Annotated in this window: 25 protein-coding genes and 2 pseudogenes; 13 read left to right on the forward strand and 14 right to left on the reverse strand. The window is 67.7% G+C overall.

Annotated features, from left to right (window positions below; translation table 11 throughout):
* The first annotated feature begins 65 nt into the window (after positions 1-65).
* Together T336_RS25945 and T336_RS25950 are read left to right on the forward strand one after the other, a co-directional pair.
* Positions 66-275 (forward strand): Arm DNA-binding domain-containing protein, encoded by a 210-nt coding sequence (locus T336_RS25945; protein WP_084151372.1) that lies wholly within the window; start codon positions 66-68, stop codon positions 273-275.
* Positions 276-370: 95 nt separating this feature from the next.
* Positions 371-981 (forward strand): annotated as a pseudogene (locus tag T336_RS25950) (IS3 family transposase); the annotation flags it as partial.
* 4 nt (positions 982-985) lie between these two features.
* Here the strand turns inward: T336_RS25950 and T336_RS0105305 are convergent.
* Both T336_RS0105305 and T336_RS0105310 read right to left on the reverse strand, forming a co-directional pair.
* Positions 986-1993: an alpha/beta hydrolase gene (locus tag T336_RS0105305; protein WP_019703164.1), complete on the reverse strand. Its 1008-nt coding sequence runs from the start codon at positions 1991-1993 to the stop codon at positions 986-988.
* Between the two features lie 575 nt (positions 1994-2568).
* Positions 2569-3147 (reverse strand): PaaI family thioesterase, encoded by a 579-nt coding sequence (locus tag T336_RS0105310; protein WP_026431754.1) that lies wholly within the window; start codon positions 3145-3147, stop codon positions 2569-2571.
* A gap of 91 nt (positions 3148-3238) precedes the next feature.
* On the opposite strand from T336_RS0105310, the gene T336_RS0105315 reads away from it, so the two are divergent.
* The 5 genes and pseudogenes from T336_RS0105315 (at position 3239) to T336_RS0105330 (ending at position 7268) form a co-directional block, all read left to right on the forward strand.
* Positions 3239-3712 (forward strand): MarR family winged helix-turn-helix transcriptional regulator, encoded by a 474-nt coding sequence (locus tag T336_RS0105315; RefSeq protein WP_026431755.1) that lies wholly within the window; start codon positions 3239-3241, stop codon positions 3710-3712.
* A gap of 39 nt (positions 3713-3751) precedes the next feature.
* Positions 3752-5050, forward strand: coding sequence for an MFS transporter (locus tag T336_RS0105320; protein ID WP_026431756.1), 1299 nt, complete (start codon positions 3752-3754; stop codon positions 5048-5050).
* A 26-nt stretch (positions 5051-5076) separates the two neighbouring features.
* Positions 5077-5172: pseudogene (locus T336_RS27320) on the forward strand (VOC family protein); the annotation flags it as partial.
* Between the two features lie 143 nt (positions 5173-5315).
* Entirely contained in the window at positions 5316-6008 is a 693-nt protein-coding gene (locus T336_RS0105325; RefSeq protein ID WP_026431757.1) for a response regulator transcription factor, read from the forward strand.
* A gap of 27 nt (positions 6009-6035) precedes the next feature.
* Positions 6036-7268 (forward strand): sensor histidine kinase, encoded by a 1233-nt coding sequence (locus T336_RS0105330; protein ID WP_026431758.1) that lies wholly within the window; start codon positions 6036-6038, stop codon positions 7266-7268.
* 35 nt (positions 7269-7303) lie between these two features.
* Here the strand turns inward: T336_RS0105330 and T336_RS0105335 are convergent, their stop codons facing one another.
* The 12 genes from T336_RS0105335 to T336_RS0105390 all read right to left on the reverse strand — a co-directional run bounded on the left by T336_RS0105335 (position 7304) and on the right by T336_RS0105390 (position 18226).
* Positions 7304-7546, reverse strand: coding sequence for a hypothetical protein (locus T336_RS0105335; RefSeq protein ID WP_026431759.1), 243 nt, complete (start codon positions 7544-7546; stop codon positions 7304-7306).
* An 8-nt stretch (positions 7547-7554) separates the two neighbouring features.
* A complete protein-coding gene (locus T336_RS0105340; protein WP_026431760.1) occupies positions 7555-9255 on the reverse strand; it encodes a phosphoethanolamine transferase in 1701 nt (566 codons plus the stop codon).
* 253 nt (positions 9256-9508) lie between these two features.
* Positions 9509-9868 carry an H-NS histone family protein gene (locus T336_RS0105345; protein WP_019701569.1) on the reverse strand — a complete coding sequence of 120 codons (360 nt, stop codon included), beginning with the start codon at positions 9866-9868 and terminating at the stop codon, positions 9509-9511.
* A 98-nt stretch (positions 9869-9966) separates the two neighbouring features.
* Positions 9967-10545: a putative pterin-binding protein gene (locus tag T336_RS0105350; RefSeq protein ID WP_026431761.1), complete on the reverse strand. Its 579-nt coding sequence runs from the start codon at positions 10543-10545 to the stop codon at positions 9967-9969.
* A 319-nt stretch (positions 10546-10864) separates the two neighbouring features.
* Entirely contained in the window at positions 10865-11485 is a 621-nt protein-coding gene (locus T336_RS0105355) for a hypothetical protein (protein ID WP_019701565.1), read from the reverse strand.
* A gap of 287 nt (positions 11486-11772) precedes the next feature.
* Positions 11773-13140: a S8 family peptidase gene (locus T336_RS0105360; protein ID WP_244883871.1), complete on the reverse strand. Its 1368-nt coding sequence runs from the start codon at positions 13138-13140 to the stop codon at positions 11773-11775.
* Entirely contained in the window at positions 13137-13829 is a 693-nt protein-coding gene (locus tag T336_RS0105365) for a hypothetical protein (RefSeq protein WP_026431763.1), read from the reverse strand. The genes T336_RS0105360 and T336_RS0105365 overlap by 4 nt, the downstream gene beginning before the upstream one ends.
* Positions 13826-14419: a sigma-70 family RNA polymerase sigma factor gene (locus tag T336_RS0105370; protein ID WP_019701562.1), complete on the reverse strand. Its 594-nt coding sequence runs from the start codon at positions 14417-14419 to the stop codon at positions 13826-13828. The genes T336_RS0105365 and T336_RS0105370 overlap by 4 nt, the downstream gene beginning before the upstream one ends.
* A gap of 79 nt (positions 14420-14498) precedes the next feature.
* A complete protein-coding gene (locus T336_RS0105375; RefSeq protein ID WP_026431764.1) occupies positions 14499-15215 on the reverse strand; it encodes a TorF family putative porin in 717 nt (238 codons plus the stop codon).
* Between the two features lie 151 nt (positions 15216-15366).
* On the reverse strand, positions 15367-16278 hold the full coding sequence (gene kdgD, locus T336_RS0105380) for a 5-dehydro-4-deoxyglucarate dehydratase (protein WP_026431765.1): 912 nt from the start codon (positions 16276-16278) through the stop codon (positions 15367-15369).
* 74 nt (positions 16279-16352) lie between these two features.
* Positions 16353-17327: a Bug family tripartite tricarboxylate transporter substrate binding protein gene (locus T336_RS0105385; RefSeq protein ID WP_026431766.1), complete on the reverse strand. Its 975-nt coding sequence runs from the start codon at positions 17325-17327 to the stop codon at positions 16353-16355.
* Positions 17328-17413: 86 nt separating this feature from the next.
* A complete protein-coding gene (locus tag T336_RS0105390) occupies positions 17414-18226 on the reverse strand; it encodes a FadR/GntR family transcriptional regulator (RefSeq protein ID WP_084151378.1) in 813 nt (270 codons plus the stop codon).
* 65 nt (positions 18227-18291) lie between these two features.
* On the opposite strand from T336_RS0105390, the gene T336_RS0105395 reads away from it, so the two are divergent.
* From T336_RS0105395 to garD, 6 genes are read left to right on the forward strand one after another with little or no spacing between them, the layout of a single operon-like run.
* Complete coding sequence (locus T336_RS0105395) at positions 18292-19104, forward strand: NAD-dependent epimerase/dehydratase family protein (RefSeq protein WP_019701557.1); 813 nt, start codon at positions 18292-18294, stop codon at positions 19102-19104.
* A gap of 5 nt (positions 19105-19109) precedes the next feature.
* Complete coding sequence (locus T336_RS0105400; protein WP_026431768.1) at positions 19110-20048, forward strand: SMP-30/gluconolactonase/LRE family protein; 939 nt, start codon at positions 19110-19112, stop codon at positions 20046-20048.
* 43 nt (positions 20049-20091) lie between these two features.
* Positions 20092-21060, forward strand: coding sequence for a TRAP transporter substrate-binding protein (locus tag T336_RS0105405; RefSeq protein ID WP_026431769.1), 969 nt, complete (start codon positions 20092-20094; stop codon positions 21058-21060).
* A 58-nt stretch (positions 21061-21118) separates the two neighbouring features.
* Positions 21119-21607 carry a TRAP transporter small permease gene (locus T336_RS0105410; RefSeq protein WP_013595022.1) on the forward strand — a complete coding sequence of 163 codons (489 nt, stop codon included), beginning with the start codon at positions 21119-21121 and terminating at the stop codon, positions 21605-21607.
* 3 nt (positions 21608-21610) lie between these two features.
* Complete coding sequence (locus T336_RS0105415; protein ID WP_013595021.1) at positions 21611-22906, forward strand: TRAP transporter large permease; 1296 nt, start codon at positions 21611-21613, stop codon at positions 22904-22906.
* Between the two features lie 14 nt (positions 22907-22920).
* Positions 22921-24477, forward strand: coding sequence for a galactarate dehydratase (gene garD / locus T336_RS0105420; RefSeq protein ID WP_019701554.1), 1557 nt, complete (start codon positions 22921-22923; stop codon positions 24475-24477).
* Positions 24478-24518: the final 41 nt, after the last annotated feature.

Here is a 24518-nt window from a genome sequence, read left to right on the forward strand (position 1 = left end):
GCACCGGTTTTCTGCTCCAAATTACTCCATTTGGAGCATGACCGGACTGACACCGTGAGGACGCGATGCGATCAATCAACTACACCCTTTCACCCACCCGTATCAACAACGCGAAGCCCAGAGCGAAGACCTACAAGCTCAGCGATGGTGGAGGGCTTTTCGTGGAGATCAGCCCTGGCGGGCAGAAAACCTGGCGATACCAGTACCGGCTGGATCGATTGCGCAACACCGTCAGCATCGGTCGGTACCCGGAAATAGGCGTAGCCGATGCCTGAAGTTGTCCCGGTTTGACGGGCACCTTACGCTATAGAGCAAGGAGTTCGAAATGGGCAAGACAAGGCCGCCGTATCCGGCGTAGTTCCGAGAGCAGATAGTGGAGTTGGTGCGAGTTGGGAGGCCCCCAGCAGAGCTGGCTCGCGAGTTCGACGTGACCGCTCAGACCATTGCCCACTGGGTGGGTGCCGCTGGTGGTCAAGCGTCGCGAAGCCAGGCGACGGCAGGTGCGCTCACCGGGAGCGAACGCGAGGAGCTGGCCAGGCTGCGCCGGCAGTTGCGGCAAGTGCAGATGGAGCGCGACATCCTGGCAAAGGCTACGGCCTGGTTCGCCGCCAAGAGCGACAAGACGTTCACGCCGTCTTCGAACTCGTGAACGCGAACCAGGCCGACTTCCCCGTTCGGACGATGTGCCGGGTGCTGGGCGTGTCCCACAGCGGCTTCTACGACTGGCGGCACCGAGCGCCAAGCCAGCGCGCGATGGAGGACATGGTGCTCACCGAGCGGATCAGGCAGGTGCACGCCGAGTCCCGCGAGACCTACGGCCAGCCACGCGTGCGGGCCGAGTTGGCCGCACAGGGCGTGCGCGTCGCAGGCAAGCGGATCGCCCGCCTCATGCGCCAGGCAGGCCTGCAGGGGATCAGCAAACGACGGGCGACCACGGTGACCACGCGGCGTGACCCACGCGAGCGTCCAGCGGCGGACATCGGGATCACTGCTGCTCGCCCGAACCCTTCCGCCAGTGCGTCCTGGCGAATCGGGACACCTCGTCGGCCAACTCGCTGTCTTCGGGCGTATTGCCCATGAAACCGCCATGCGGCATCGCTTCGAAGACATGCAGTTCGGCAGTTACGCCACACTTGCGCAAGGCGCGGTGCATGCGCACGGTGTTGGACAGGAACAGGTCACGGGTACCCGATTGCAGGAACGTCGGAGGCAGGCCGGCCAGATCGCCGAACAAGGGCGAAAGAAAGGGATGCGACAGATCGGTTCCGTCGGCGTAGAGCTGGTTGTTTCGCATCAGCGAGCCGGGCAGCACGACGTCGACCATCTGGTTGACCTGGAAGCTGTCGCCGGACTCGGTCAGATCGACTTCCGGCGAAAGCAGGATCAAGGCCGCGGGCATGGGAAGCCCCTCGTCTTTTGCGCGCAGCAGCATGGCGACGGCCACGTTGCCACCGGCCGATCGGCCGCCCACGACGACGTGCGAGGCCGCGTGGTGCTGCAGCAGATGGCGGTACGCCGCCATGGCATCGTCCAACGCCGCCGGATACGGATGTTCGGGCGGCAACCGGTAATCGACGCCGTAGCACAGCACGCCATGCTGGTCCGCCTGCATCCTGGCCTGGACGCGGCAAGCCTCGCCGCCACCGAACACCAGCGCACCACCATGAAAATCCAGATAAGCGCAGTCCGGCATCGAGAAGGGATCCGGGGTCGCGACATGGATGGTCGCATCACCGACACGAATCGTCTCTGCGCGCGCACGCAGCGTACCAGCCAGACCGCTGAGGGAGGCCGCATAGTGCGCATCCGCCGCTGCCTTCACCTTCGTCCATCCGGCACGGTCATGCGGCAATGGCATCGTGTAGCTGGCGTTCCGAGGAATGCCATCCGCATCCACCATGCGCTCCAGGTTCGCGCGCGCTTCGGGGCTGATCGACGACGGGAAGGGAATCAGGCGTGCCGCCGCGCGGACGCCATGCGGATGATCATTCATCGTGGTTCGGAGACCTTCTTGTTGCGAGGAGCGCGGGTGCGTCCTGCAAGCGCGCCGACTCCCGATCGAAGCCGATGATCGTCGCCTGCCAGACCGATCGATTCTTCATTATGCAAGCCTACTCAATCGCAGTGCGCATGTCTTCTGCGACATCAACCGGCACACGCATCACAGGTGACTGTACGGCAGTGGAGCGCGCCTGCTTCTGCAGCGCCGCCGCAGTTCCTGCAGAAGACGCCGCGGACGCTCTGCGTCATTCCCGGCGCCACCGTGTAGCGCTAGACGTGGCGTTGTACCGCCGCACAGCATGGCGGCCGCTACGGCCAACCGCGGTCGGTGCGGATGTAGGCGATGTATTCAGCGAGGCGGGATCGGGCAGCAGCCAGGAGGGCGACTATCTGTTGCTCGAGTCCGGCGGCGGGGCTTCGGGGTGAAGGTGGTTTCGCTCCCCGTATTCCCGGCCGCTTCCGTGCCTGGACTCCCGTCGTGCCCGTGCAGGCCCGTGTGGACCACCTTGTCGTGCTTGACGGCGGTGACGGAGCCCATCGCCCGACGGGTCTCGGGGAGCGCTGAAGTCAGCGAGTGCCCGGTATGTCGAACACCAGGCACGTGGTGGTGGCATGGGCGTACAGCCTGCCGTCCGCACCCACCAGGCGTGCCTCGGCCGTGGCGAGCTGGCGGCCGCAATGCAGCACGCGGCCTTCGGCGCGCACCCGTGGCACGCGCGGCGTGAGGCCCTTGACCAGGTTGATGCTCAGTTCGGCCGTGGTGTAGCCGCGGCCTGGCGGCATGCGGGTATGGACTGCGCAGCCCAGCGCCGAATCCAGCAGCGTGGCGAACCAGCCACCATGCACCCCGTTCATGGGATTCAGGTGCGCCGTGCCGGGCGTTCCCTGGAATACGGCGCTGCCTTCGCCAACGGAAATCAGCAGGAAGTCCAGCGTCTGCGCGATGGGAGGGTAGGGGACTTCGCCGCGCAGCATGGCCTGCATCAGTTCCAGTCCGCTGCGGCCTGCGGCCTGTTCCGGCCGTATCACGCCAGGACCGGGGCCGGCATCAAGGCGGGCCTGGACGGCCCGTTCCTCGTCCAGCCAGGCCTGCAGGGCGGGTGATGGCGTGCTGTCCGAGGTCTGGAAATGGGTATGGGTGTCCATGGCGTCGCTCTCTTCCTTGTGTTGATGCCTCCGGGTGCGAGGCGCAAAAATTATTGTATCTACAACATTTGTATATGCAATAATAAACTCCATGTCGAGCAACTCCAACCGTTCCACCGTGCCATCGGGCTGCACCAACAACCGTGTGCGGCAGCTCATGCGTAGCGTGGGCCTGGTCTATGACGCCCATCTCCATGCCGCCGACATGCGCATCACCCAATACACGCTGCTGAGCCACGTGCTGGCCGCCAGCCCCGTGCGGCCGGTGGATCTCGCGCGGCTCATGCGCATGGATGCATCGACGCTGACGCGCAACCTCAAGCCGCTGATGGACGCGGGATGGGTGCGTATGGGCCAGGGCGAGGACCAGCGCAGCCGCCTGGTTCACATCACCGAAGCGGGCCGCGCCAAGCGCGACGAAGCCAAGCGAAGCTGGAAGGCCGCGCAAACCGAACTCAATGCCCGGTTGGGCCCCGAGCGTGTGGCAGCCCTGCACCTTCTGATCGATGAGTGCCTGCCCCTGCTCGATGGCGGTGACAGCGGCACGACCAGTTTGTCTGGCTAGATCTGCCCCACAGGCATTCCTCTCGAGAAAGGAACCGGCATGTTCTCCATTCCCACGGCGCGCTGGCTGCAGCGGCGCGGCATCCACTATGGCTGGCTGGTCGCGGCCATCACTTTCCTGACCATGCTGACCATGTCGGCCGCCCTGGGCCTGCCGGGCGCCATGCTGCAGCCGCTATCGCGCGAGTTCGGCTGGAGCACCGAGCAGATATCGAGCAGCCTGGCATTGCGTTTTGCGCTGTTCGGCCTGCTGGGCCCGTTTGCTGCCGTGTTCATGGAACGATTCGGGCTGCGGGCCGTCATGGTGGCCGGGCTGCTGCTGGTCGGCGCCGCCATGGCCCTGGTCACGCAGGCCACGCAGCTGTGGCAGCTGTTCATGCTCTGGAGCCTGGTGCTGGGCATCGGCACGGGACTGACGGCCCTGGTGCTGGGTGCCGTGGTCGCCAATCGCTGGTTCGTGGCGCGCAAGGGGCTGGTCGTCGGCGTGCTCACGGCCAGCGCGGCCACGGGCCAGCTGGCCTTCCTGCCGATGGCGGCCTGGATGATCGAGCACTGGGGCTGGCGCTCGGCCACGGTCCCCGTGTGCGCGGGGAGTGCGCTGGTCGCGCTCCTTGTCTTCGCCCTGGTGCGCGACCGGCCCTCCGATCTCGGCCTGGCGCCTTATGGCGGCGAGCCCGCGTCCACGTCTGCGGGCGTGGCCCCGCCTTCGGTCATGACGCTGGCCACGCCGTTCAGGGTGCTGGCCGAAGCCTCGGGCCACCGGACGTTCTGGCTGCTGGCGGGCACCTTCTTCATCTGCGGCCTGTCCACCAACGGCCTGGTGCAGACGCATTTCATCTCGCTGTGCGGCGACCGCGGCCTGTCGGCCGTGCCGGCAGCCTCGGTGCTGGCCATGATGGGGGCCTTCGACTTCGTGGGCACGGTGCTTTCGGGCTGGCTGTCGGACCGCTATGACAACCGCAAGCTGCTGTTCTGGTACTACGGGCTGCGCGGGCTGTCGCTGTTCTGGCTGCCGCATTCGGAGTTCACCTTCTACGGCCTGGGCCTGTTCGCCATGTTCTATGGCCTGGACTGGATCGCCACCGTGCCGCCGACGGTCAAGCTCACGGCGCAGCATTTCGGTCCCGAGAAAGTGGGCCTGGTCTTCGGCTGGATTTTTGCCGCCCATCAACTGGGCGCCGCCACGGCCGCATGGGGGGCGGGCCTGACCCGCACGCTGCTGCTGACCTATACGCCCGCGCTGTATGGCGCGGGCGCGGCCTGCCTGGTGGCGGCGGTGATGGCGATGGTGATCGGGCGGGCGCGTGCAATGGCCGGAGCAGGGCGGCCGGGCGCCTAGCCCGGGTGGAGCCACCGAGGCCGCGGGGGCTGCGGCCCGGCTATCACGCCCGCTACTACGGAGCCTTCGTGATCGACCCTGAGGGCAACAACATCGAGGCGGTCTGCCATCTGCCTGGATAGCGTGGTCGCTGCGGGCCCATCGAGTAGCACTGGGCCTTTTCGCATGGGCGATTTCGCACGCGATGGTGCGGAGATGGATGGGCCGCTGACCGGTGCGTGCCCGCTGCCGGCGGTGGCCGCGCTGGCTAAGATGCCGACCACCTATGACACGCCTGCTCATCATCGAAGACAACCCCGAGCTCGTGGCCAACCTGTACGGTTTCTTCGAGCCGCTGGGCTATGTGCTGGACGATGCACGCGATGGCGCCACCGGCTTGCGCATGGCCACGCAGCACGATTACGACGCCATCCTGCTGGATCTGATGCTGCCGCGGCTCGATGGCATGGCGCTGTGCCGCAAGCTCCGCGAGGAATACCAGAACCCCGTGCCGGTGCTGATGCTGACCGCGCGCGATCCGGTGGACGATCGCGTGGAGGGCCTGGCGGCGGGCGCGGACGATTACCTGGTCAAGCCGTTTTCGCTCAGGGAGCTCGACGCCCGCATCCAGGCGCTCGTGCGCCGCGCCCAGGGCCGGCAGGTGCAGGGCATGCTGGCCTGGGAAGACCTGCAGGTGGATACACGCGCGCCCCGCGCGTGGCGGCAGGGCCGGACCATCCACCTGACGCCCACCACCCACAAGTTGGTGATGTGCCTGGTGCGTGCCGCTCCCGTGGTCGTCCGCAGGCAGGAGATGGAATACCTGCTCTGGGGAGAGGAGCCGCCCGAGGGCGGCGCCTTGCGCACGCACATCCATGACCTGCGCCAGCAGGTTGACAAAAACTTCACGCACGCGCTCATAGAAACGGTGCACGGCATCGGCTGGCGCCTGCAGGGGCGCCCTCGGGCCGCGCCATAGCGACGTGCCCGCAGCGGAGTGACTTACATGCGATCCACCTTCCACCCGATGACGCTCAGGACACGCATCACGGTGTCTTTCGTGCTGCTGATGGCGGCCGTCATGGCGTTCGTGGTGCTGGCGGAGCAGGTGGACTACGACGAGTTGCGGGCTTACGGCGTTTCTGAAAGCCTGCACCGCGAGGCGCGGCGGCTGGAACCGGACATCGCCCGGGGCATCGTCCCCGCCATGCCCGAGGGCACCGCACTCCACGACGCGCGCACGGTGCCGGATGCCCTGCGTGGTTACACCCCGGGCTACCACGGCGGGAGCGAGCTGGATGGCCGCCACCTGCTGGTGTTCGAGTTCGGCGGCCAGCGCCATTACCTGCTCCGGGACCGGGCGCACTACCGCTACCTGGAGCGCGTGATCGACGGGTTCGCCCCGCTGGTCATCCTGCTGTGCATGCTGGGCGCGTTCTGGATGGGGCGATGGACATCGGAGCGGGTCGTCGCTCCCATCAAGCGCCTGGCCGAAGCCGTGCAGCGCAAGCAGCAACCCTTTCCCTTCCAGGACGCGCCCAACGAGATCGGCGTGCTGGCCCGGGCCTTCGCCCGGCACAGCGACGAGGCGGAGCAGTTCCTGCAGCGCGAGCGGTGCTTCGCGGGCGATGCCAGCCACGAGCTGCGCACCCCCCTGGCGATCATCGCCGGTGCCGCGGAAACCATCGCGCACCAGTTGCCTGCCGGCAGCCCGCTGGCCTCCAGTGCCGAGCGCATCGTGCGCACCACGGAGGAAATGCAGCGCCAGCTGGCCTGCCTGCTGCTGCTATCGCGCGATCCGCAGAGCCTGGCCCGGACCGACGTGCCCCTGCGCCCCCTGATCGAGGAGTGCATGGCGCGCTGCGCGCCCTGGCTGTCGAAAAAACCCGTGGCGCTGGTGCTGGACGCGCCGGCGGACATCCATGCGCACACCCATGCGGAACTGGCGCGCAGCGTGCTCTGGAACCTGCTGCGCAATGCCTGCCAGTACACCGATGAAGGCGAGGTGCGCATCGTCCTGCAGGGCAGTACGCTGGTCGTTTCGGACACGGGGCCCGGTTTGCCGCCCAGCATCGACCCGCGGCATTTCCAGCGCTTTCTGCCCAGTGCCCGCCAGAGCGGCGAGGGGCTCGGCCTGTCCATCGTGCAGCGCATCGTGGAGCACCTGGGCTGGCACATGGAGGTCGAAAGCTCTGACAGGGGCTGCCGCTTCACGCTGGACATGCGCGGCCCGGCCTGAAGTTCCTGCCGGGCCTGGAGGACGCCCGCGAGTTTTCAGGTGACCAGCAGGCACACCTTTTTCTGTACGCCATCCTCAATGACCTCCATCGACGAGGCATAGGGCGACCCCGACCTCCAGGCCCGCAGAATGGCATGCACGTCCATGCCGCGATCTTTCAGGCGGGTGAGCGCGGACGAAGGAAGCACCCAGGCGGCCACACGGACGAGCAGGCAGGGCACCTCGAAGCTCCGTTCGAGCGTGCCGGCGACATATTTTTCCACGGTGAGTCTTGGCATTTGGGTGTTCAGGCGCTTTGTGCGGCCCGTGCTGTTGCGAGGGTGTGCGGAGCTGCAGGTGCCGGCTGGCGGCAGGGGGCGAAGAGGTCCAGCCCGCTCTGGTACACGCTGCTGCGGACATCCAGCAGGCCCAGCAGGGAGTGGTAGAGGTTGTCGTGGCTGTAGTCCTCGCGGGACGCATTGGCGCGCAGGCAGGCCAGATCGAGGCGGGCCCGCTGCGCGAAGGCCGGGGAGAACCACATCACCATGGGCACCTGCGTCTGTTCGTCTGGCGCGATGGGGTAGGGCGTGCCGTGGAGGTACATCCCGCGTTCGCCAAGAGATTCGCCGTGGTCAGAGACATAGAGCATGGCCACATCGCGCTCATCCGCGTGGCGCTGCAGCAGGTCGATGGCCATGTCCAGCACCCTGTCGGTGTGGACCAGCGTGTTGTCGTAGGTGTTGACCAGTGCTTCGCTGCTGCACTTCTGGATCTGGTTGGTATCGCAGGTGGGGGCGAAGACCTTGTCCTGCGCGGGATAGCGTTCGAAGTACGAGGGCCCGTGGCTGCCGAGCTGGTGCAGGACGACCAGTGCATCGCCCTGCATGGCATCGATGCGCGCGCCGAGCTGATGCAGCAGCGCATCGTCATGGCAGGTTCCGTCCGGGTTGGTGCAGTGCCCGGAGGGCTTCAGGGCGGGCATGTCGTCGGTGTCCACGCGCTCGCACACACCTTTGCAGCCGCCATTGTTGTTGTTGCGCCATAGGATGTGCATGCCGGTGCGGCGCAGGATGTCGAGCAGGTTTTCCTCCGTCGCCGCTCGCACGCCATCGTATTGGGTTCGTCCCATGCGGGAGAACATGCACGGCAGGGAAATGGCCGTGGCGGTGCCGCAGGACGCCACGTGCCTGAAGCTGATGATGCCTTCGCGCCGCGACAGCGACGGGTTGGTCGCACGCGGATAGCCGTTGAGCTGGAAATTCCGCGCCCGCGCGGTTTCTCCCACCACGATCAGCAGGAGCAGGGGCCGTCCACCTGCGGCGGCCGCCGGGCGCACGGCGTCTTCGCCGATGGAGCGCAGCACCTGCCGCTTCGCGATGTACCTGCGTTTCAGGTAGCCGTTGGCGTTGCGCACGAAGTTGAATGGCAGTACCTGGTCCCTGATCTGCCGGTGGTTGCGCAGCAGCGAGGCGTAATCCTTGTAGAACGCCATGGTCACCGCGGCCAGCACGGCCAGGGTGGCGAGGACATTGCCCAGCCACCACAGGGCGCCATGCAGCGGGCGCCCGTTCGATCCGGTCGGCAGCAGGACCATCGCGGCGGCGGGCAATACGCCCAGCACGAGGATGGTGAGCACCAGCGGGACGGAGATGTACGACGTGAGTTCCGCCCGGTTGGTCTCGAAGGCGTTCTGCACCATGCCCCGGTCGATCAGCACGTTGTAGTGCAGCATGAAGTAGCTGCAAACCGCGCTCACCATGACCAGCAGCGCCAGGAGCGGCTTGCGCACATACGGCAAGGCCAATACCGCCGTGAGCAGCAGGTTCAGGAGGCAGAACAGGAAGACCGGCAGGCTGATGAAGAACCACAGGCTGCGGAGGTTGTCCACCTCCACGGCGGACCACAGCGTTCGCCACAGCACGGCGTTGCCCAGGGTGGTGAAGAACAGGGCTGCGCACCAGCCCAGTTGCACCGGATGGAGCCGGAGGGATGTCAGTCGTTGGAACACGCGCAATTTCCAGGAAGTGAAAACTGCGCGCAGTGTCGGAAAGCGCCCGTCAGGAAATCGTCAAGGACTGCCTGCGGGCATGGAAGCCTGTGCCCGGTGCGTGGCGATCGGCATGCGCGATGTGCATAGGCACGCGCACGACGCGGCGGGACCACGCAGGCCCGGTTGCAAGGCGGCCTGGCTGCTGCCGTCGTGTGTGGCTGGGTGCAGGTTCAGGGCCGGGCCTGAACCTGGAAATGGACGGAGGGCCGGATCAGCGCCTGTGGTTCCGGGCCGCCGCCGCAGCCGCCGCCATTTCGGCGAGGAAGGGCCCTTGCTGGGCCGGCTGCGTCACGGTCTTTTCGATCAGGAACTGGTCGCGGTCCTTCCCGGCGATCCAGGCGGGCGGCTTGCCGCGGCCCGTCCAGGTGGCGCCGGTTTTCGGATCCAGGTATTTGGCGGGCACGTGCTTCTTGGCGGGCTGCCAGGGAAACACCTGCTGGGCAGTGAAGCCGAACTCGGCAATCAAGGCCTGGATCTGGCTCAGGGCTTGTGCGGCTGCCTGCTTTTTTTCGCGGGCGATTTCTGCATCCAGGGCTGCTTGCTCTGCAAGCAGCGTCTTCAAACTCTTCATGCTGTCTTTGTGGCGGGCTGTAGGGGGGCGTGAACGCGCTGGATCATAGCGCCAACGCCACCCCTCAGGCCCGCCGCCGGGCAGAATTCCAGGCTTCCCTAGCGTACTTCGATCAGATAGAGGCCCCAGGGGGCCAGTGCGAAGCGCTCCTTGAGCGGCTTGTCCTTGAACTGCGGCAGGTTGTCCGCATCGTAGATCGCCCACTGGGGGCCCAGACCGCCGAGGGGCAGGGGAGCGCCGTCCATGCGCAGCGCGACGATCATGCGGTAGCGGTCCGCGTCGGCGACGGTCAGGGAGACGTTGTAGCCGTCCACGGCGCGCAGCACCACGGTGGCCGAGCCCTGGGTCGGTGCGCCGGCTGCCGCGAGCACGGCGGTGAGCAGCGGACCTTCGAGGGTGTGGCGCTGGCCGTCGTATTCGAGCGTGGGGTTGATGGAGATGGCCGGCAGGTGCTGCAGCGCCGCGGCATCGAAGCTGCGGGCCTGGCTGAACTGCACTCCCTGCTTGGCGGCCAGCAGGTCTGCCGTGGGGTTCAATGCCCCGCGGTTGGGATGCTGGATCGCGCCGGCCACGGTGAGCAGCGCGGGCTGGGGCTGGGCAGGCGCATGGGCCAGCGCGGAACCGGCGGGCAGCATGCCGGCGAGGCCGAGGTGGGTCAGGAAACTGCGTTTGCGCATGGGCATTCATTCGCGGTCTTGTGGAGGGGGCCAAAGCATCGCATGGAACCGGGGCTGGATGCCATCCGCACAAAACGGTGCGGAATGCGATGTATGCACGGCGATGCATTGCCAACCGGATGGCCGTCTGCTATGGGGTTGCTTCCCTAGGGCCCCGCACGGCTACCCTTGCGCGGGCGCCGCGTTCAGGTAGCCCATGGTGGGCGGCTTCCGCGTAGTGCTGCGCGAACCGCCACTGGAGATCGAAATAGTCTTCCCGCATGGACATGGCGGCAAGAATACCCGGCACCTTGGCCGACCGGCGGCAGGACCGGGGGGGTCAGGTCGTGCTGGAGGATGCCTCCTTCTTCCAGGCGCCCACCGGCAGGGCGAACGCTTCCGGGGCGCGCCGGTAGAGGTGGCGCAGGGTGGCCATCAGGGCCACGGAGCCGCAGCCGGCCACCAGCAGCAGCCCGAGGTAGATGGCCAGCGCATGCTGGAAGGGCATGACGTGGTTCCACGAGCGCGCGATGCCCAGGAACGATGCGTAGAGCCACGAGACGGAGGAGACCGTGGCGAACAGGGTGAGGCCGAGCATTCTTCCAGGTGGGAACTCCAGGAAGATGCCGCCCTGCATCATGAGCGGAAACGCGAAGCGGTGCATGAGCATGCCGTTCAGCGTGAGCACGCTCACCGCCAGGATCTTCATCCAGAGCTTTTCGTTCATCACATAGGCGGGATCCTGGGCGTAGCCGGTATAGACGAACACGGCGCCCGTGGCCCAGAGCAGCCACAGAGCGCTCGTCATGACGGCCTTGGTGCGCTGCAGTTCTTCGCGGCGCTCGGGGGTGATGGGGCGGTGGGCCATGCCGAGGAATCGGAAGTCGTATTCCAGCATCTTCGCGATGGCGACGGCCATGGCCAGCAGGTGGAGGAAAACCAGTGCGTTCTTGATAAACATGGGAGGGATCGGCAATCAAAAGGGACGGTCGTGGGTGCTGCCTTTTGCTGCCCTGCGCGCGGCATGGCCGATCGGTTTCATTGATCGCGCCCATTGGCTGGCTCAATGCCCTGTTTGCATGGGATCGCCTGCTCACGCGCATGCGCAAGTACCGGCACCGCGGCAGCGGGCCGGTGTACAGGCGAGGGGATGGGATGGCGAGACGTGCCGGAGTGTTGTCCGGCAGGTGGTGCGCGGCGCCGGGCTGGGCAGGGGAGGTGCCGCCGGCCGCCCGCGCGCCGCGTGTCTCAGCGGGCGGCGAAGCGCGCGGTGGAGGAGGACAGGGTCGCCAGGGCACGCTCCGCATTCACCATCAAGGGTTGCGTGCCGTCCTGGACTTCGCTGCGCAGCAGCAGCCGCTCGATGGTGTCCCGGTCCAGGCGCGGCTCCACCGACTGGAGCAGAGCGATCATGCCGCTCACGTGGGCCGCGGCCATGGAAGAGCCCGTGGCGAAGTCGTACCGGCCCTGCGGCTGGAGGGTGAGGATGTCACTCCCGGGGGCGAGCAGGACCCCGTCCGTGGACGGCGTGCGCACGGCGCCGGCGGAGTCCACGGCCAGGACGCCTGGCACGCCCGCGGGAAAGCCGCTGCGCTGGCCGCCTGAGGGCACCGCGGCGACGATGATCCGGCCCTGGCCGACCAGCTGGGATAGCAGTTGCCCGAGCAGGGGATCGCTCGGGCCGCCGAGGCTCATGTTGACGATCCGCGCATCCGACGACATCACGGCGACCAGCGCCTTGGCGAGCGTGAAGGAGTTGCAGCGCGCGCTGCTGCCCGGCGGCTGGGCGGGGTACCAGCAGGCCTTGTAGAGGCTGAACCGGGCCCCCGGGGCCATGCCGACGATGCCCTGCAGGTTGTTGCCGGTGGCTGCCATGATGCCCAGCACCTCGGTTCCGTGGCGGTCCTTCTGGAAGGCGGCGGCATCGTCGTCCACGACGTTGCGGGTTTCGAGGATGCGGCCCTGCAGGTCCGGGTGGCCGGTCTGCGCGCCGGTATCGATGACCGCGACATGCGTGCCGCGGCCCGTGGTGATGCGGTGGGCCTGCGCTGCGGACATGCCGATGAAGCCGCGCTGCAGCGGGACGTAGGGGTCGTTGTAGGCCACGGCGGAGGCATCCGCCGCCGCCGGCTGTGCCTGGACGGAAAAGTCCTGCAGGGGTTGCGCGAGGGCGATGCGGGTATCTTTCGCCAGGGCCCTGAGCACCTCGTCGCGAGGGCGGCTGCCCAGGATCTCGAACACGATGCAATGCACGTTGAGCGAGGGTATCGGCCAGGCATCGGCCTGGGCGAGCCCGTGGTCGCGGGCGATCTGTTCCACCTGCGTGGCGGCCTGCATGCCGGTGGTGTATCTCGGCGGTGCTCCATAGCCTGCCAGGCTGGTGGCGGCACGCACGGGCACCCGCTGCAGGGGGTTGGCGAGCGCGACGATGACGTACCGGCTGCTGTCTTCCCGCATGGCGAGGTCTGCCGCCTGCGCTCCGCTGGCAGCCGCTGCCCTGGATGGTGTATCCACGCCCCCAGGAGGCGGGCCCGCGCAGGCCGCCAGCAGCACCAGCGCCGGCAGCATTGCAGCCCGGCGCAGGCTTTGCGCGGCGTGCTCCAGGGCGTGTTTCACGGCGCGTCTCCCGCGGGCTCGACGAGCCGCATGCCCGGCATGGCCCGCAGCTGCGCGAGCGCCTGCGCGCCGGAGGTGCCGGGCAGCGGCGCCAGCATGTAGGCACCCATGGCGTTGGGACCGGCCACCACTTGCAGGCCCGAGCCGGCCAGCGCCGCATTCCAGGCAGCCAGCGTGAGTCGATCGTCCGGAACCGCCCGGATGGTGCCCTGGGCCGCGCCGCCCGTGCCGGCAGTGGCTTGCGGGCTGCTGAACATGCGGTACTGCGCGGGCTCCTGGTCCGCCGTGCGCCAGCCGATGAGCGCCAGGGCGGCGGTCTGGAGCACGGCCACGGCGGCCAGCGCATAGGTGGACCATCCGTGGCGGCGCGGCTGCGGCGCGGCCTGCGGTGCCTGCGGGGCGGGCTGGTCGCACAGGGCGTCCAGATCGATGCGCTGCATGAGCCGCTGCAGTCCCTCTTCGGCGTCGGGAAGGGCAGTGGCCGGCTGCAGTTGCAGGCCCGCCTGGATGCGCTCCTGCAATGCCAGTTCGGCCTGGCAGTCGGCGCAGGCCGCGAGGTGGCCCGCCGCGGCGGCGCGCTGCTCGTCGGTGGCGGTACCGTTCACGATCCACGGCAGCAATTCCTGCGTGAGCAGGTGGGACCGGTCCTGGTCCGGGCCGTGGGCGGATACGGGGGGGAATGTCGTCATGGTTGGATATCCTTGGTGCCGGTGCTGCCCACCGCCAGGCCGGGCAGCAGGTTGCGCAGCTTCACACGCGCGTGGAACATGCGGGCCTTGACGGTGCCCACGGGGGCCTGCGTGATGACGGCGATCTCCTCGATCGAGTGGCCGTGGGTGTAGGCCAGCTCGAGGACGAGGCGCTGGTCCGCCGACAGCCGGGCGAGGCCCTTGGCCAGCCAGTCCCTCAGTTCGCGGTCATCGCCGGGGTTGATGCCGGGGTGGCCCCTCTCCAGGGCCGTTTCGTCGTCCAGGTCGTCGCTCGCATCCAGCGGGCCGCTCTGCCGCAGCACCTTGAGCCCGCAGCGGTAGGAGATGCCCATGATCCAGGTGGACACGCGGGAATCCCCGCGGAAGGTGCCGGCCTTCTGCCAGACCACCCAGAAGCAGTCGTTGATGATCTCCTCGATGAGGTCGGTGCGGCGCGTGAGGCGGGTGAGGAACTGCCCCAGGCGCCGGTGGTAGCCGCGGTAGAGGGTGGCCAGCGCGTCGCGATCGCCAGCCGCGATCGCGTGCAGCAGCGCCAGGTCGTGGGAGTTGTCCGGATAGTGTGCGGTCATGGGCCACCAGAGGTAAAACGTGCCGTTCTGGCTGTGGTGGGTGCGTCTGCGCGGTGGAAAGGTTGCAGGCCGGTCCGCATCAGAAGCTGCGGATGACGGTCACGGCCCAGCGGCCCGGGGTGGCCCCCATGATGTGGCGCTGCGCCCAACGGTCCGATGCGAGGTAATTCAGTTCGGCGCGCCAGGGGCCGGTGGTCCAGGCGGCGCCCACGCTGCCATACAGGTACTGGCCGTGGGGGCGCACGGCGGAGACCCCGAGCGAGCCGACCAGGGACAGCCGGGGCGTCAGGGGCCAGCGCGCGCCGGCATCGAGCGCCCAGCGCATGGGAGAGATCTCGTCGCGGGTATGGACATAGTGAAAGGCGGACAGGCCGACGGTGAAGACATCCCGGAAGCTGGCGCTCAGCGTGCCCTCCGCGCGGTCGTACAGTCGGAAGAACGCATCCCCGGGGTAGGCGTAGTACTGCAGCGACGCCTGGTATTGCCAGTCGTTGTCGATCACGCCGTCGTAGGCGCCCCGCACGATGGCACGCGTGGATTGCGACCCATAGGTCTGCATGCCCAGAGCGGTGGTGACGGACCAGCCGCGGGCGTCGTAGAAGCTGAGCAGGCCCTGGACGATGGGGCGGGGCCGGCCCACGACGATCCCCCGCTCGACCAGGTCGCTGCTGACGGCCAGTTCGCCGGTGACGTCGCGCGTCTGGGCCATGCCCGCCGCCGGAAGCGCGCAGGCCAGCAGCAGCCAGAAGCGGCAGGCAGTGGGCGATGTCTGGCGGGAACGCGCATGGCAGGGCATGCGCGCAGTTTAGAACGGCTTGGAGAGGCCGCCGCCGTGCTGGCGGCTCCCGCGGCAGCCTCGTGCGGCATGCCTCGGGTCACGCGGCCCCGGAGGTGGCCCCTGGCCGGAAGCGGGCGGCCTGCCCGCTGCCCGGCCATGGGAGTCCGGATTATTGCGGTCCGAGCTGGTCGATGAGTGCCTTGAGCGCGGCCATCTCGTCGGCCTTGAGGTCGGTGAGCGGCGCGCGCACGGGGCCCGCGTCATGGCCGACGATCTTCGCGCCGGCCTTCACGATGCTCACCGCGTAACCCGGCATGCGGTTGCGCAGTTCCAGGTAGGGCATGAAGAAGCTGCGCAGCAGGCGGTGCTGCGTGGCCTGGTCGTCGTTCGCCACCGCGTGGTAGAAGTCCATCGCGGTCTTCGGGATGAAGTTGAACACCGCGGAGGAATACACGGGCGTGCCCAGGGCCTTGTAGGCCGCCGCATACACCTCGGCCGTGGGCAGGCCGCCCAGGTAGGCGAAGCGGTCGCCCATCTTCATGTAGATGGAGTTCATCAGCTCGATGTCGCCCACGCCGTCCTTGAAGCCCACGAGGTTGGCGTTGCGCTCGGCCAGGCGAGCGAGCGTCTCGGGCGTGAAACGGCTCTGGCCGCGGTTGTACACGATGACGCCGAACTTCACGCTCTTGCAGACGGCCTCGACGTGCGCTGCCAGGCCCTCCTGGCCGGCCTCGGTGAGGTAGTGCGGCAGCAGCAGGATGCCGTGGGCGCCGGCCTTCTCGGCGGCTTGGGCGCACTGGATGGCGAAGCGCGTGGGGCCGCCGGCACCCGCGATGATCGGCACCTTGCCGCGGCAGGTCTGCACGGCGGTCTCGATGATGGCGGGATATTCGTCGGCGGTGAGCGAGAAGAACTCGCCCGTGCCGCCAGCCGCGAAGAGCGCGCTGGCGCCGTAGGGGGCGAGCCATTCGAGGCGCTCGGCGTAGCCGCGGGGATTGAAGTTGCCTTCGCTGTCGAAGTCCGTCAGCGGGAAGGACAGCAGGCCGGAGCCCATGATGGTCTTGAGTTCTTGAGGTTGCATGGCGAAAGCCCGGAAAGTGGTTCGGAAAGCGGGTGGGGTGGTGGGGGATCGGGAAATTCCTGCAGGGCCGCGCGTCAGTCCAGCCGGATCTGCGCCGCGGACACGACGCCGGCCCAGCGGGCGCGTTCCTTCTCGAAGAAGCGGTCCTGCTCTGCTGGCGCCATCGTGACCACTTCGGCGCCCTGGCCGGTCAGGCGCGAGCGGATGTCGGGGGTGCGGATGACGGAAATGAGTGCGGCATGGATGCGCTGGACGACCGCCTCGGGCGTGCCGCGGGGCACCAGCACCCCTTGCCAGGTGCCCGACTCGAAGCCGGGGACACCCTGCTCGGCGATGGTGGGCACATCGGGCAGCAGGGGCATGCGGGTGCCCTTGGAGAGCCCGAGCACTTTCAATTTGCCGCTCTGCACGTGGGGCAGGGTGGCGAGCATGCCGTTCATGAGAACCTGGGTCTGGCCGGCCATGGTGTCCTGGATGGCCGTCACGCCGCCCTTGTAGGGCACGTACTGCCAGCGCGCTCCGCTGGCGGCCGCGAGGGCCACGCCGGCCAGGTGCGGCGCGCTGCCCGTGGCCGTGACGGCGAAGTTCAGGTCGCTCGTGCGCGACAGCGCGATCAGCTCCTTCAGGTCCCGGGCCGGCACGGAAGGATGCACCACCAGCATGTGGGGTGAGTAGGCGAGCATCGTCGTGCCGCGCAGATCCCTGGAAGGATCGAAGGGCAGCTTGGTATAGACCGAGGGGCTGATCGCCAGGGCGCCCACGTCGCACAGCAGCATCGTGTAGCCGTCCGGCGCGGCCTTGGCCACGAAGTCCGCGCCCAGGTTGCCGTTGGCACCCGGCTTGTTCTCCACCACCACCGGCTGCTTCAGGGCTTCCGAGAGGGGCTGGCTGATGGCGCGGGCGATGATGTCCGAGCTGCCGCCCGGCGGGTAGGGAACGACGAGGCGCAGCGGCCTGGCGGGCCAGGGCGTCGCGGTCTGCGCAGTGGCTGACGAGCAGGCGAGGGCCAGGACAGTGGCGTGCAGCAGGGTGCGGCGGGAAAAGGGCATGGTCTCTGTCTCCTGGATTTTGTTGTACGTCATCATACAACTTGACTCGCGAAGAAAACAAGGGGGCCCTGCCCATGGGCGTTTCGTCACATGGAAGGTGGCGCGGCGGGCTCGGTGTCGGCCTGGCTCTTGGCCGCTTCCTGCGCGAGGCGCAGGCGTTCACGGCTGTTGGTGAGGTGGATGCGCATGGCCGCGCGCGCGGAGTCGGGGTCCTGCCGCGCGATGGCGGAGTAGATTTCCTCGTGCTCGCGGTTCACGCGGTCCAGGTATTCGGTGCTGCGCTGCACGCGCAGGGCCGCGATGCGGGTGCGCGGTATCAGCGTGGTGCCGAGGTGGTTCATGATGTCCGCGAAATACGGGTTGCCCGTGGCTTCCGCGATCTGCAGGTGGAAGCGGAAATCGTGCGCCACGGTGTCTCCCCCGCTGCGGACGTTGCGCTCGAAATCGTCCAGGGCCTGGGCCATGGCCTGCAGGTGCGCCTCGCTGCGCCGCATGGCGGCCAGGCCCGCGGATTCGGTTTCCAGGCTGATGCGCAGCTCCAGCACGGCGAGCACGTCGGCCGACGTGCTGAGCTCGGAAGGATCGAGGCGGAAGACGCCGCCTGCCCGCGGCTGCAGCACGAAGGTGCCGATCCCGTGGCGGGTCTCCACGAGGCCGGCTGCCTGCAGGCGCGAGATCGCCTCGCGCACCACCGTACGGCTGACATCATGCGCGCGCATGATCTCGGATTCCGTGGGCAGCTTGTCGCCCGGCACCAGGATCCGGTCGCGGATCCTGCCCGAGAAATCCTCCACCACCGCGTGGGCCAGGCCCCGGGCGCGACGCACGGGCGGGGCGGCCGGCACGGGCCGGTCGGCGGGGGCGGTGAATGAGGGTAATCCCTTTGTCGAGGCGGCCATGGCCATGATCATAATCCCGTCGCGTTGTACGACAACATATGACAAATACCTGTAGAGAAAACGCCATGAGCCAGTCTTCCCGATTCCAACGACTGCTGTTGACCGGTGCCGCCGGTGGCCTGGGGCACGTTTTGCGAGAGCGCGTGCGGCCTTTTGCGGAGACCGTGCGTCTCTCCGACATCGCGGAGATGGAGCCTGCGCGGGACGGCAGCGAGGAAGTGGTGGTCTGCGACCTGGCCGACAAGGCGGCCGTGGATGCGCTGGTGGCCGGCTGCGACGCCATCGTTCACCTGGGCGGGGTATCGGTGGAGCGGCCCTTCGAGCAAATCCTCGAGGCCAACATCAAGGGCGTCTTCCATATCTACGAAGGGGCCCGCCGCCACGGTGTGAAGCGGGTGGTGTTCGCCAGCTCCAACCACGTGATCGGCTTCTACCGGCAGGACGAGCGCATCGATGCCCTGTCACGCCGCAGGCCCGATGGCTACTACGGCCTCTCGAAGTCGTTCGGGGAGGATATGGCGAGTTTCTATTACGACCGCTATGGCATCGAGACGGTGAGCCTGCGCATCGGGTCGTCGTTTCCCGAGCCCCGCGACCGGCGCATGATGAGCACCTGGCTGAGCTATGACGACCTGACGCAACTGGTGCAGAAGGCGCTGTTCACACCGGACGTGGGCCACACGGTGGTGTATGGCGCTTCGGCCAACCGCGACCTGTGGTGGGACAACCACGCGGCGTCCCATCTCGGGTATGCGCCCAAGGACAGCTCCGAGCCGTTTCGCGCGAAGGTGGAGGCGCAGCCGGCTCCTGCCGCGGATGATCCCGTGGCTGTTTACCAGGGGGGCGCTTTCACGGCCCAGGGGCCGTTCGAGGGATGAGCGGCATGCAGGCCACACCTTCGAACCGGGCCGAGCTGGTGCTGGACGCGCGCTGCGCCACGGGCGAGAGCCCGGTATGGCGCACGGCGGAAGAATCGCTGTACTGGACCGACATTCCCCGCGCCGTGCTGCACCGCTGGTCGGCGCGCACGGGAACCAGGGCGCAGTGGACGTCGCCCGAAATGGTGGCCTGCATGGCCGCCTGGGCCGGCCAGCCGGATCGCTGGATCGCCGGCCTGGAGACCGGGCTGTTCGCACTGGACCTTCCGCAGGCCGGCGGTGCGCTGGCGGCCGCGCGCCTGGCCGGCGTGTCGCATGCGTCGCCCGGAATGCGCTTCAACGACGGCCGGTGCGACCGGCAGGGGCGTTTCGTTGCGGGCACCATGCTCATGGACATGGCGGCCGCCTCCCCGGTGGGGGCCGTCTTCCGCTTCGGCGGCAGGGAACTGGCTGCGGGCAGCGCCACGGACCTGGATCTCGGGCCGTTGATCGTGCCCAACGGCATCGCCTTCAGTCCGGACGGGCGCACGATGTACCTGTCGGATTCGCACCCGCAGGTGCAGAAGATCTGGGCGTTCGACTACGACACAGACACCGGAACCCCGCACGGCCGCCGCCTGTACGTGGACATGGCGCCGCTGCCGGGGCGCCCGGACGGCGCGGCGATCGACGTGGACGGCGGCTACTGGATCTGCGGCAACGACGCCGGCCTGGTGCACCGCTTCACCCCGGACGGCCGGCTGGACCGCTCGCTGGCGGTGCCGGTCAAAAAGCCGGCGATGTGCGCGTTCGGCGGGCCGCGGCTGGACACGCTCTTCGTCACCTCGATCCGGCCCGGCGCGGAGGCGGACCTGGCGGACCAGCCACTGGCCGGCGGCGTGTTCGCATTGCATCCGGGCACGCAGGGCCTGCCGGAACCCGAGTTCGATCCCGCTGCGGAGTGACCCCTTTTTTTCAGCTGACAGACATCTCCAAGAGGTAGCAAGCATGAAGTTCATCAAGACCACCCTGGCCGCCGTGGCGGCCTGCCTGACGGCTTTCGCGGCGCAGGCGACGGAGTTCCGCTCCGCCGACATCCATCCCGACGACTACCCCACCGTGACCGCGGTGAAGTTCATGGGCGAGCGCCTGAAGGCGCTTTCGGGCGGCAAGCATTCCATCAAGGTGTACAGCAGCGGCGCCCTGGGCAACGAGAAGGACGCGATCGAGCAGGCGAAGATCGGCGCGCTGCAGATGGTGCGCATCAACATCGGCGCGATGAACAACATCTGCCCCGAGACCGTGGTGCCGACCATGCCCTTCCTGTTCCGCTCGGTGGAGCATCTGCACAAGGTGCTGGACGGCCCGGTGGGCGAGGAGATCCTGAAGGCCTGCGAACGCCAGGGCTTCGTGGGCCTGGCCTATTACGACAGCGGCGCGCGATCCATGTTCACGGCCAAGAAGCCGGTGCGAAAGTTCGAGGACATGAAGGGCATGAAGGTGCGCGTGCAGCAGTCGGACCTGTGGGTGTCCATGCTGGAGGCCATGGGCGCCAACGCCACGCCGATGCCGATGGGCGAGGTGTACACGGGCCTCAAGACCGGCCTGATCGATGCCGCGGAGAACAACTATCCCACGTACGAAAGCTCGCGCTCTTTCGAGGTGGCCAAGTACTACACCAAGACCGAGCATTCCATGGCCCCGGAAATGCTGCTCTTTTCCAAGCGCGCCTGGGACCGCCTCTCGCCGCAGGAGCAGGGCTGGATCCGCCAGGCCGCGAAGGAGTCCGTGCCCTACATGCGCAAGCAGTGGGCCGAGCGCGAGGTGAAGTCGCTCGCCACCGTGAAGGCCGGCGGCGCGGAGATCATCGAGATCGACAAGGCCCCTTTCCAGGCCGCGATGAAGCCCGTGTATGACAAGTACATCACCGACGCGAAGCTGAAGGACCTCGTCAAGCGCGTGCAGGACACGCAGTGATCCCCCATCCCCGGGCCGTCTCAACGGAAGCCCGGGGATTTTTTCATCTCCCATCAACATGTACACCCAAATCTGCCGCACGCTCGCGCGTGCCTGCATGTGGCTGGGCATCCTCGGGCTCGTGGCGGTGATCTGCGCCGTGAGCTGGCAGGTGTTCGGCCGCTATGTCCTCAACAACACGCCCACCTGGGCGGAAAGCCTGGCGCTGCTGCTGGTGCTCTACGTGACCATGTTCGGCGTTGCCGTGGGCGTGCGGGATGCCGGGCACATCGGGCTCGAATCCTTCCTGGTGCTGGCGCCCGACTGGCTGCGCCTGAAGATGGAGTACCTGATCCACGTGCTCATCCTGGTGTTCGGCGCCGCCATGGCCTGGAACTGTGCATCGCTCGCCCAGTCGGTGTGGGAATACCGCCTGCCCACGCTCTTCATCTCCGAAGGCTGGAAATACGTCCCGGCCAGCATCGCCGGCGTGCTCATCGTGCTGTTCTCCATCGAGCACATCATCGCGCTGGCCCAGGGCCGCGAAGTCGAACCTGCCTGGGGCTGATCCATGACCGTGCCACTCCTGATCCTGTGCGTGACATTCACGCTGTTCCTGCTGCTGGGCGTGCCGGTGGCGTTCTCCATCGGCCTGTCGGCCCTGGCCACGCTGGCCTACGAAGGCCTGCCGTTGGAAGTGGGCTTCCAGCAGATGACCTCCGGCATGGGAATCTTCTCGTTCCTGGCGATCCCGTTCTTCATCTTCGCGGGCGAGCTCATGCTGTATGGCGGCATCGCCGACCGCATCGTCAATTTCGCGCGGGCCCTGGTGGGCCACGTGCGCGGTGGCCTGGGCATGTCCAACGTCGTGGCCTGCACGCTGTTCGGCGGGGTCTCGGGCTCGCCGGTGGCGGACGTGTCCGCGATGGGCGCGGTGATGATCCCCATGATGAAGAAAGAGGGCTACCACGCCGACTACGCCGTGAACGTGACGACGCACGCGGCGCTGGTGGGCGCGCTGATGCCCACGAGCCACAACCTCATCATCTACTCGCTCGCCGCAGGCGGCAAGGTGTCGATCGCGGCGCTGATCCTGGCGGCACTGATTCCGGCCCTGGTGCTCACGATCAGCAACCTTGCGGCGGCCTACCTCGTTGCGGTCAAGCGCGGCTACCCGAAGGGCACGTTCCCCGGCTGGCACATCGTGGCCCGCTCGTTCGCGGCGGCGCTGCCGGGCCTCTTCATCGTCGTGCTGATCCTCGGGGGCATCCTCTCGGGCATCTTCACGGCGACAGAATCGGCGGCGGTGGCGGTGCTCTATGCGCTGGCGCTCACCATCTTCCTCTACCGCACTTTGACGCGGGAGCACTTCATCAAGGCGGCCTCCAAGGCCGTGCGCACCACGGGCGTGATCCTGCTGCTGATCGGCATTTCCAGCACCTTCGGCTACCTCATCAGCCTCTACGGCGTGGCGGAGCTGACGGGCGAGATGCTGTCCCAGGTGACCAGCACGCCCTGGGTGATCTTCCTGCTGATCAACATCATCCTGTTCGTGCTGGGCACCTTCCTGGACATGGCAGCGACCATCCTGCTGTGCACGCCCATCTTCCTGCCGATCGCGCAGCACTACGGCATGAGTTCGGTGCAGTTCGGCATCGTGATGCTGATCAACTGCGCGCTGGGCCTGAATACGCCGCCCGTGGGCACGACCCAGTTCGTGGGCTGCGCCATCGGCGGAGTGTCGGTGGGCACGGTGATGCGGACCATCTGGCCGTTCTACGGCGCGCTGATCTTCGCGCTCGCGCTGGTCACCTTCGTGCCGTCGTTCTCGACCTGGCTGCCCGGCATGTTCATGGTCGTGCGCTGAGGGAAGGACACAGCATGGCGACGCCCCTGACCATCCGCATGCACGAGGCCGACAACGTCGCCATCGTGGCCAACGACGGCGGCCTGCCCGCGGGCACGCCGCTGCCCTCGGGCATCACGCTGCGCGAGCACGTGCCGCAGGCCCACAAGGTCGCACTCGCGGACATTCCCGAAGGCGGTGCCGTGCGCCGCTACAACGTGCCCATCGGCTATGCCATCCGGCCGATCTCGGCCGGCAGCTGGGTGCACGAGAAGCTGCTGCACATGCCCGACGCGCGCTCGCTCGAAGGTTTGCCCATCGCCACGGTGAAGCCGCCGGCCCTGCCGCCGCTGGAGGGCTACACCTTCGAGGGTTACCGCAATGCCGATGGTTCCGTGGGCACGCGCAACATCCTGGCCATCACCGAGACCGTGCAGTGCGTGGCCGGCGTGACCGAATTCGCCGTGCAGCGCATCAAGGCGGAACTGCTGCCGAAGTACCCGAATGTCGATGACGTGGTGGCCCTGGCCCACACCTACGGCTGCGGCGTGGCCATCGACGCGCCCGACGCGGTGATCCCCATCCGCACGCTGCGCAACATCAGCCTCAACCCCAATTTCGGCGGCGAGGTGATGGTCGTCAGCCTGGGCTGCGAGAAGCTCCAGCCCGAGCGCCTGCTGCCGCCCGGCGCCATCCCGCTGGTGGACGAGCGCACGCTCGAAGAAGCGCCGCTGGACGTGGTCTGCCTGCAGGACGAGGCCCATGTGGGCTTCATGTCCATGGTCGAGTCGGTGATGCGCCAGGCCGAAAGGCACCTGGAACGCCTGAACCGCCGCCGCCGCGAGACCGTGCCCGCCAGCGAGCTGGTGGTGGGTGTGCAGTGCGGCGGCAGCGATGCCTTCAGCGGCGTGACCGCCAACCCGGCCGTGGGCTTCTGCACCGACCTGCTGGTGCGCGCCGGGGCCACGGTGATGTTCAGCGAGGTGACCGAGGTGCGCGACGGCATCGACCAGCTCACCTCCCGCGCAGCATCGCCCGAGGTGGCCGAAGCCATGATCCGCGAGATGGCCTGGTACGACGCCTACCTGAGCCAGGGCCGCGTGGACCGCAGTGCCAACACCACGCCAGGCAACAAGAAGGGGGGCCTGTCCAACATCGTCGAGAAGGCGATGGGCTCCATCGTCAAGAGCGGCAGCGCGCCCATCAGCGGCGTGGTGGCACCCGGCGAGAAGGCGCGGCAGAAGGGGCTGCTCTATGCCGCCACGCCCGCCAGCGACTTCATCTGCGGCACGCTGCAGGTGGCCGCGGGCATGAACCTGCACGTGTTCACCACCGGCCGGGGAACACCCTATGGCCTGGCCGAAGTGCCGGTCATCAAGGTGGCCACGCGCAGCGACCTGGCGCGGCGCTGGCACGACCTGATGGACGTGAACGCCGGACGCATCGCCGACGGCGAATCCACCATCGAGGAGATGGGCTGGGAGATGTTCCGCCTGATGCTGGACGTGGCCAGTGGCCGCAGGAAGACCTGGGCCGAGCACTGGAAGCTCGCCAACTCACTGGTACTGTTCAATCCCGCGCCCGTGACCTGATTGCCCACGTGGCGCTTTCCATCATCACGAACAGGGAGAGA

Origin of the sequence: Paracidovorax oryzae ATCC 19882, assembly GCF_000687165.1 — a bacterium.
Taxonomy (GTDB): Bacteria; Pseudomonadota; Gammaproteobacteria; order Burkholderiales; family Burkholderiaceae_C; genus Paracidovorax; species Paracidovorax oryzae.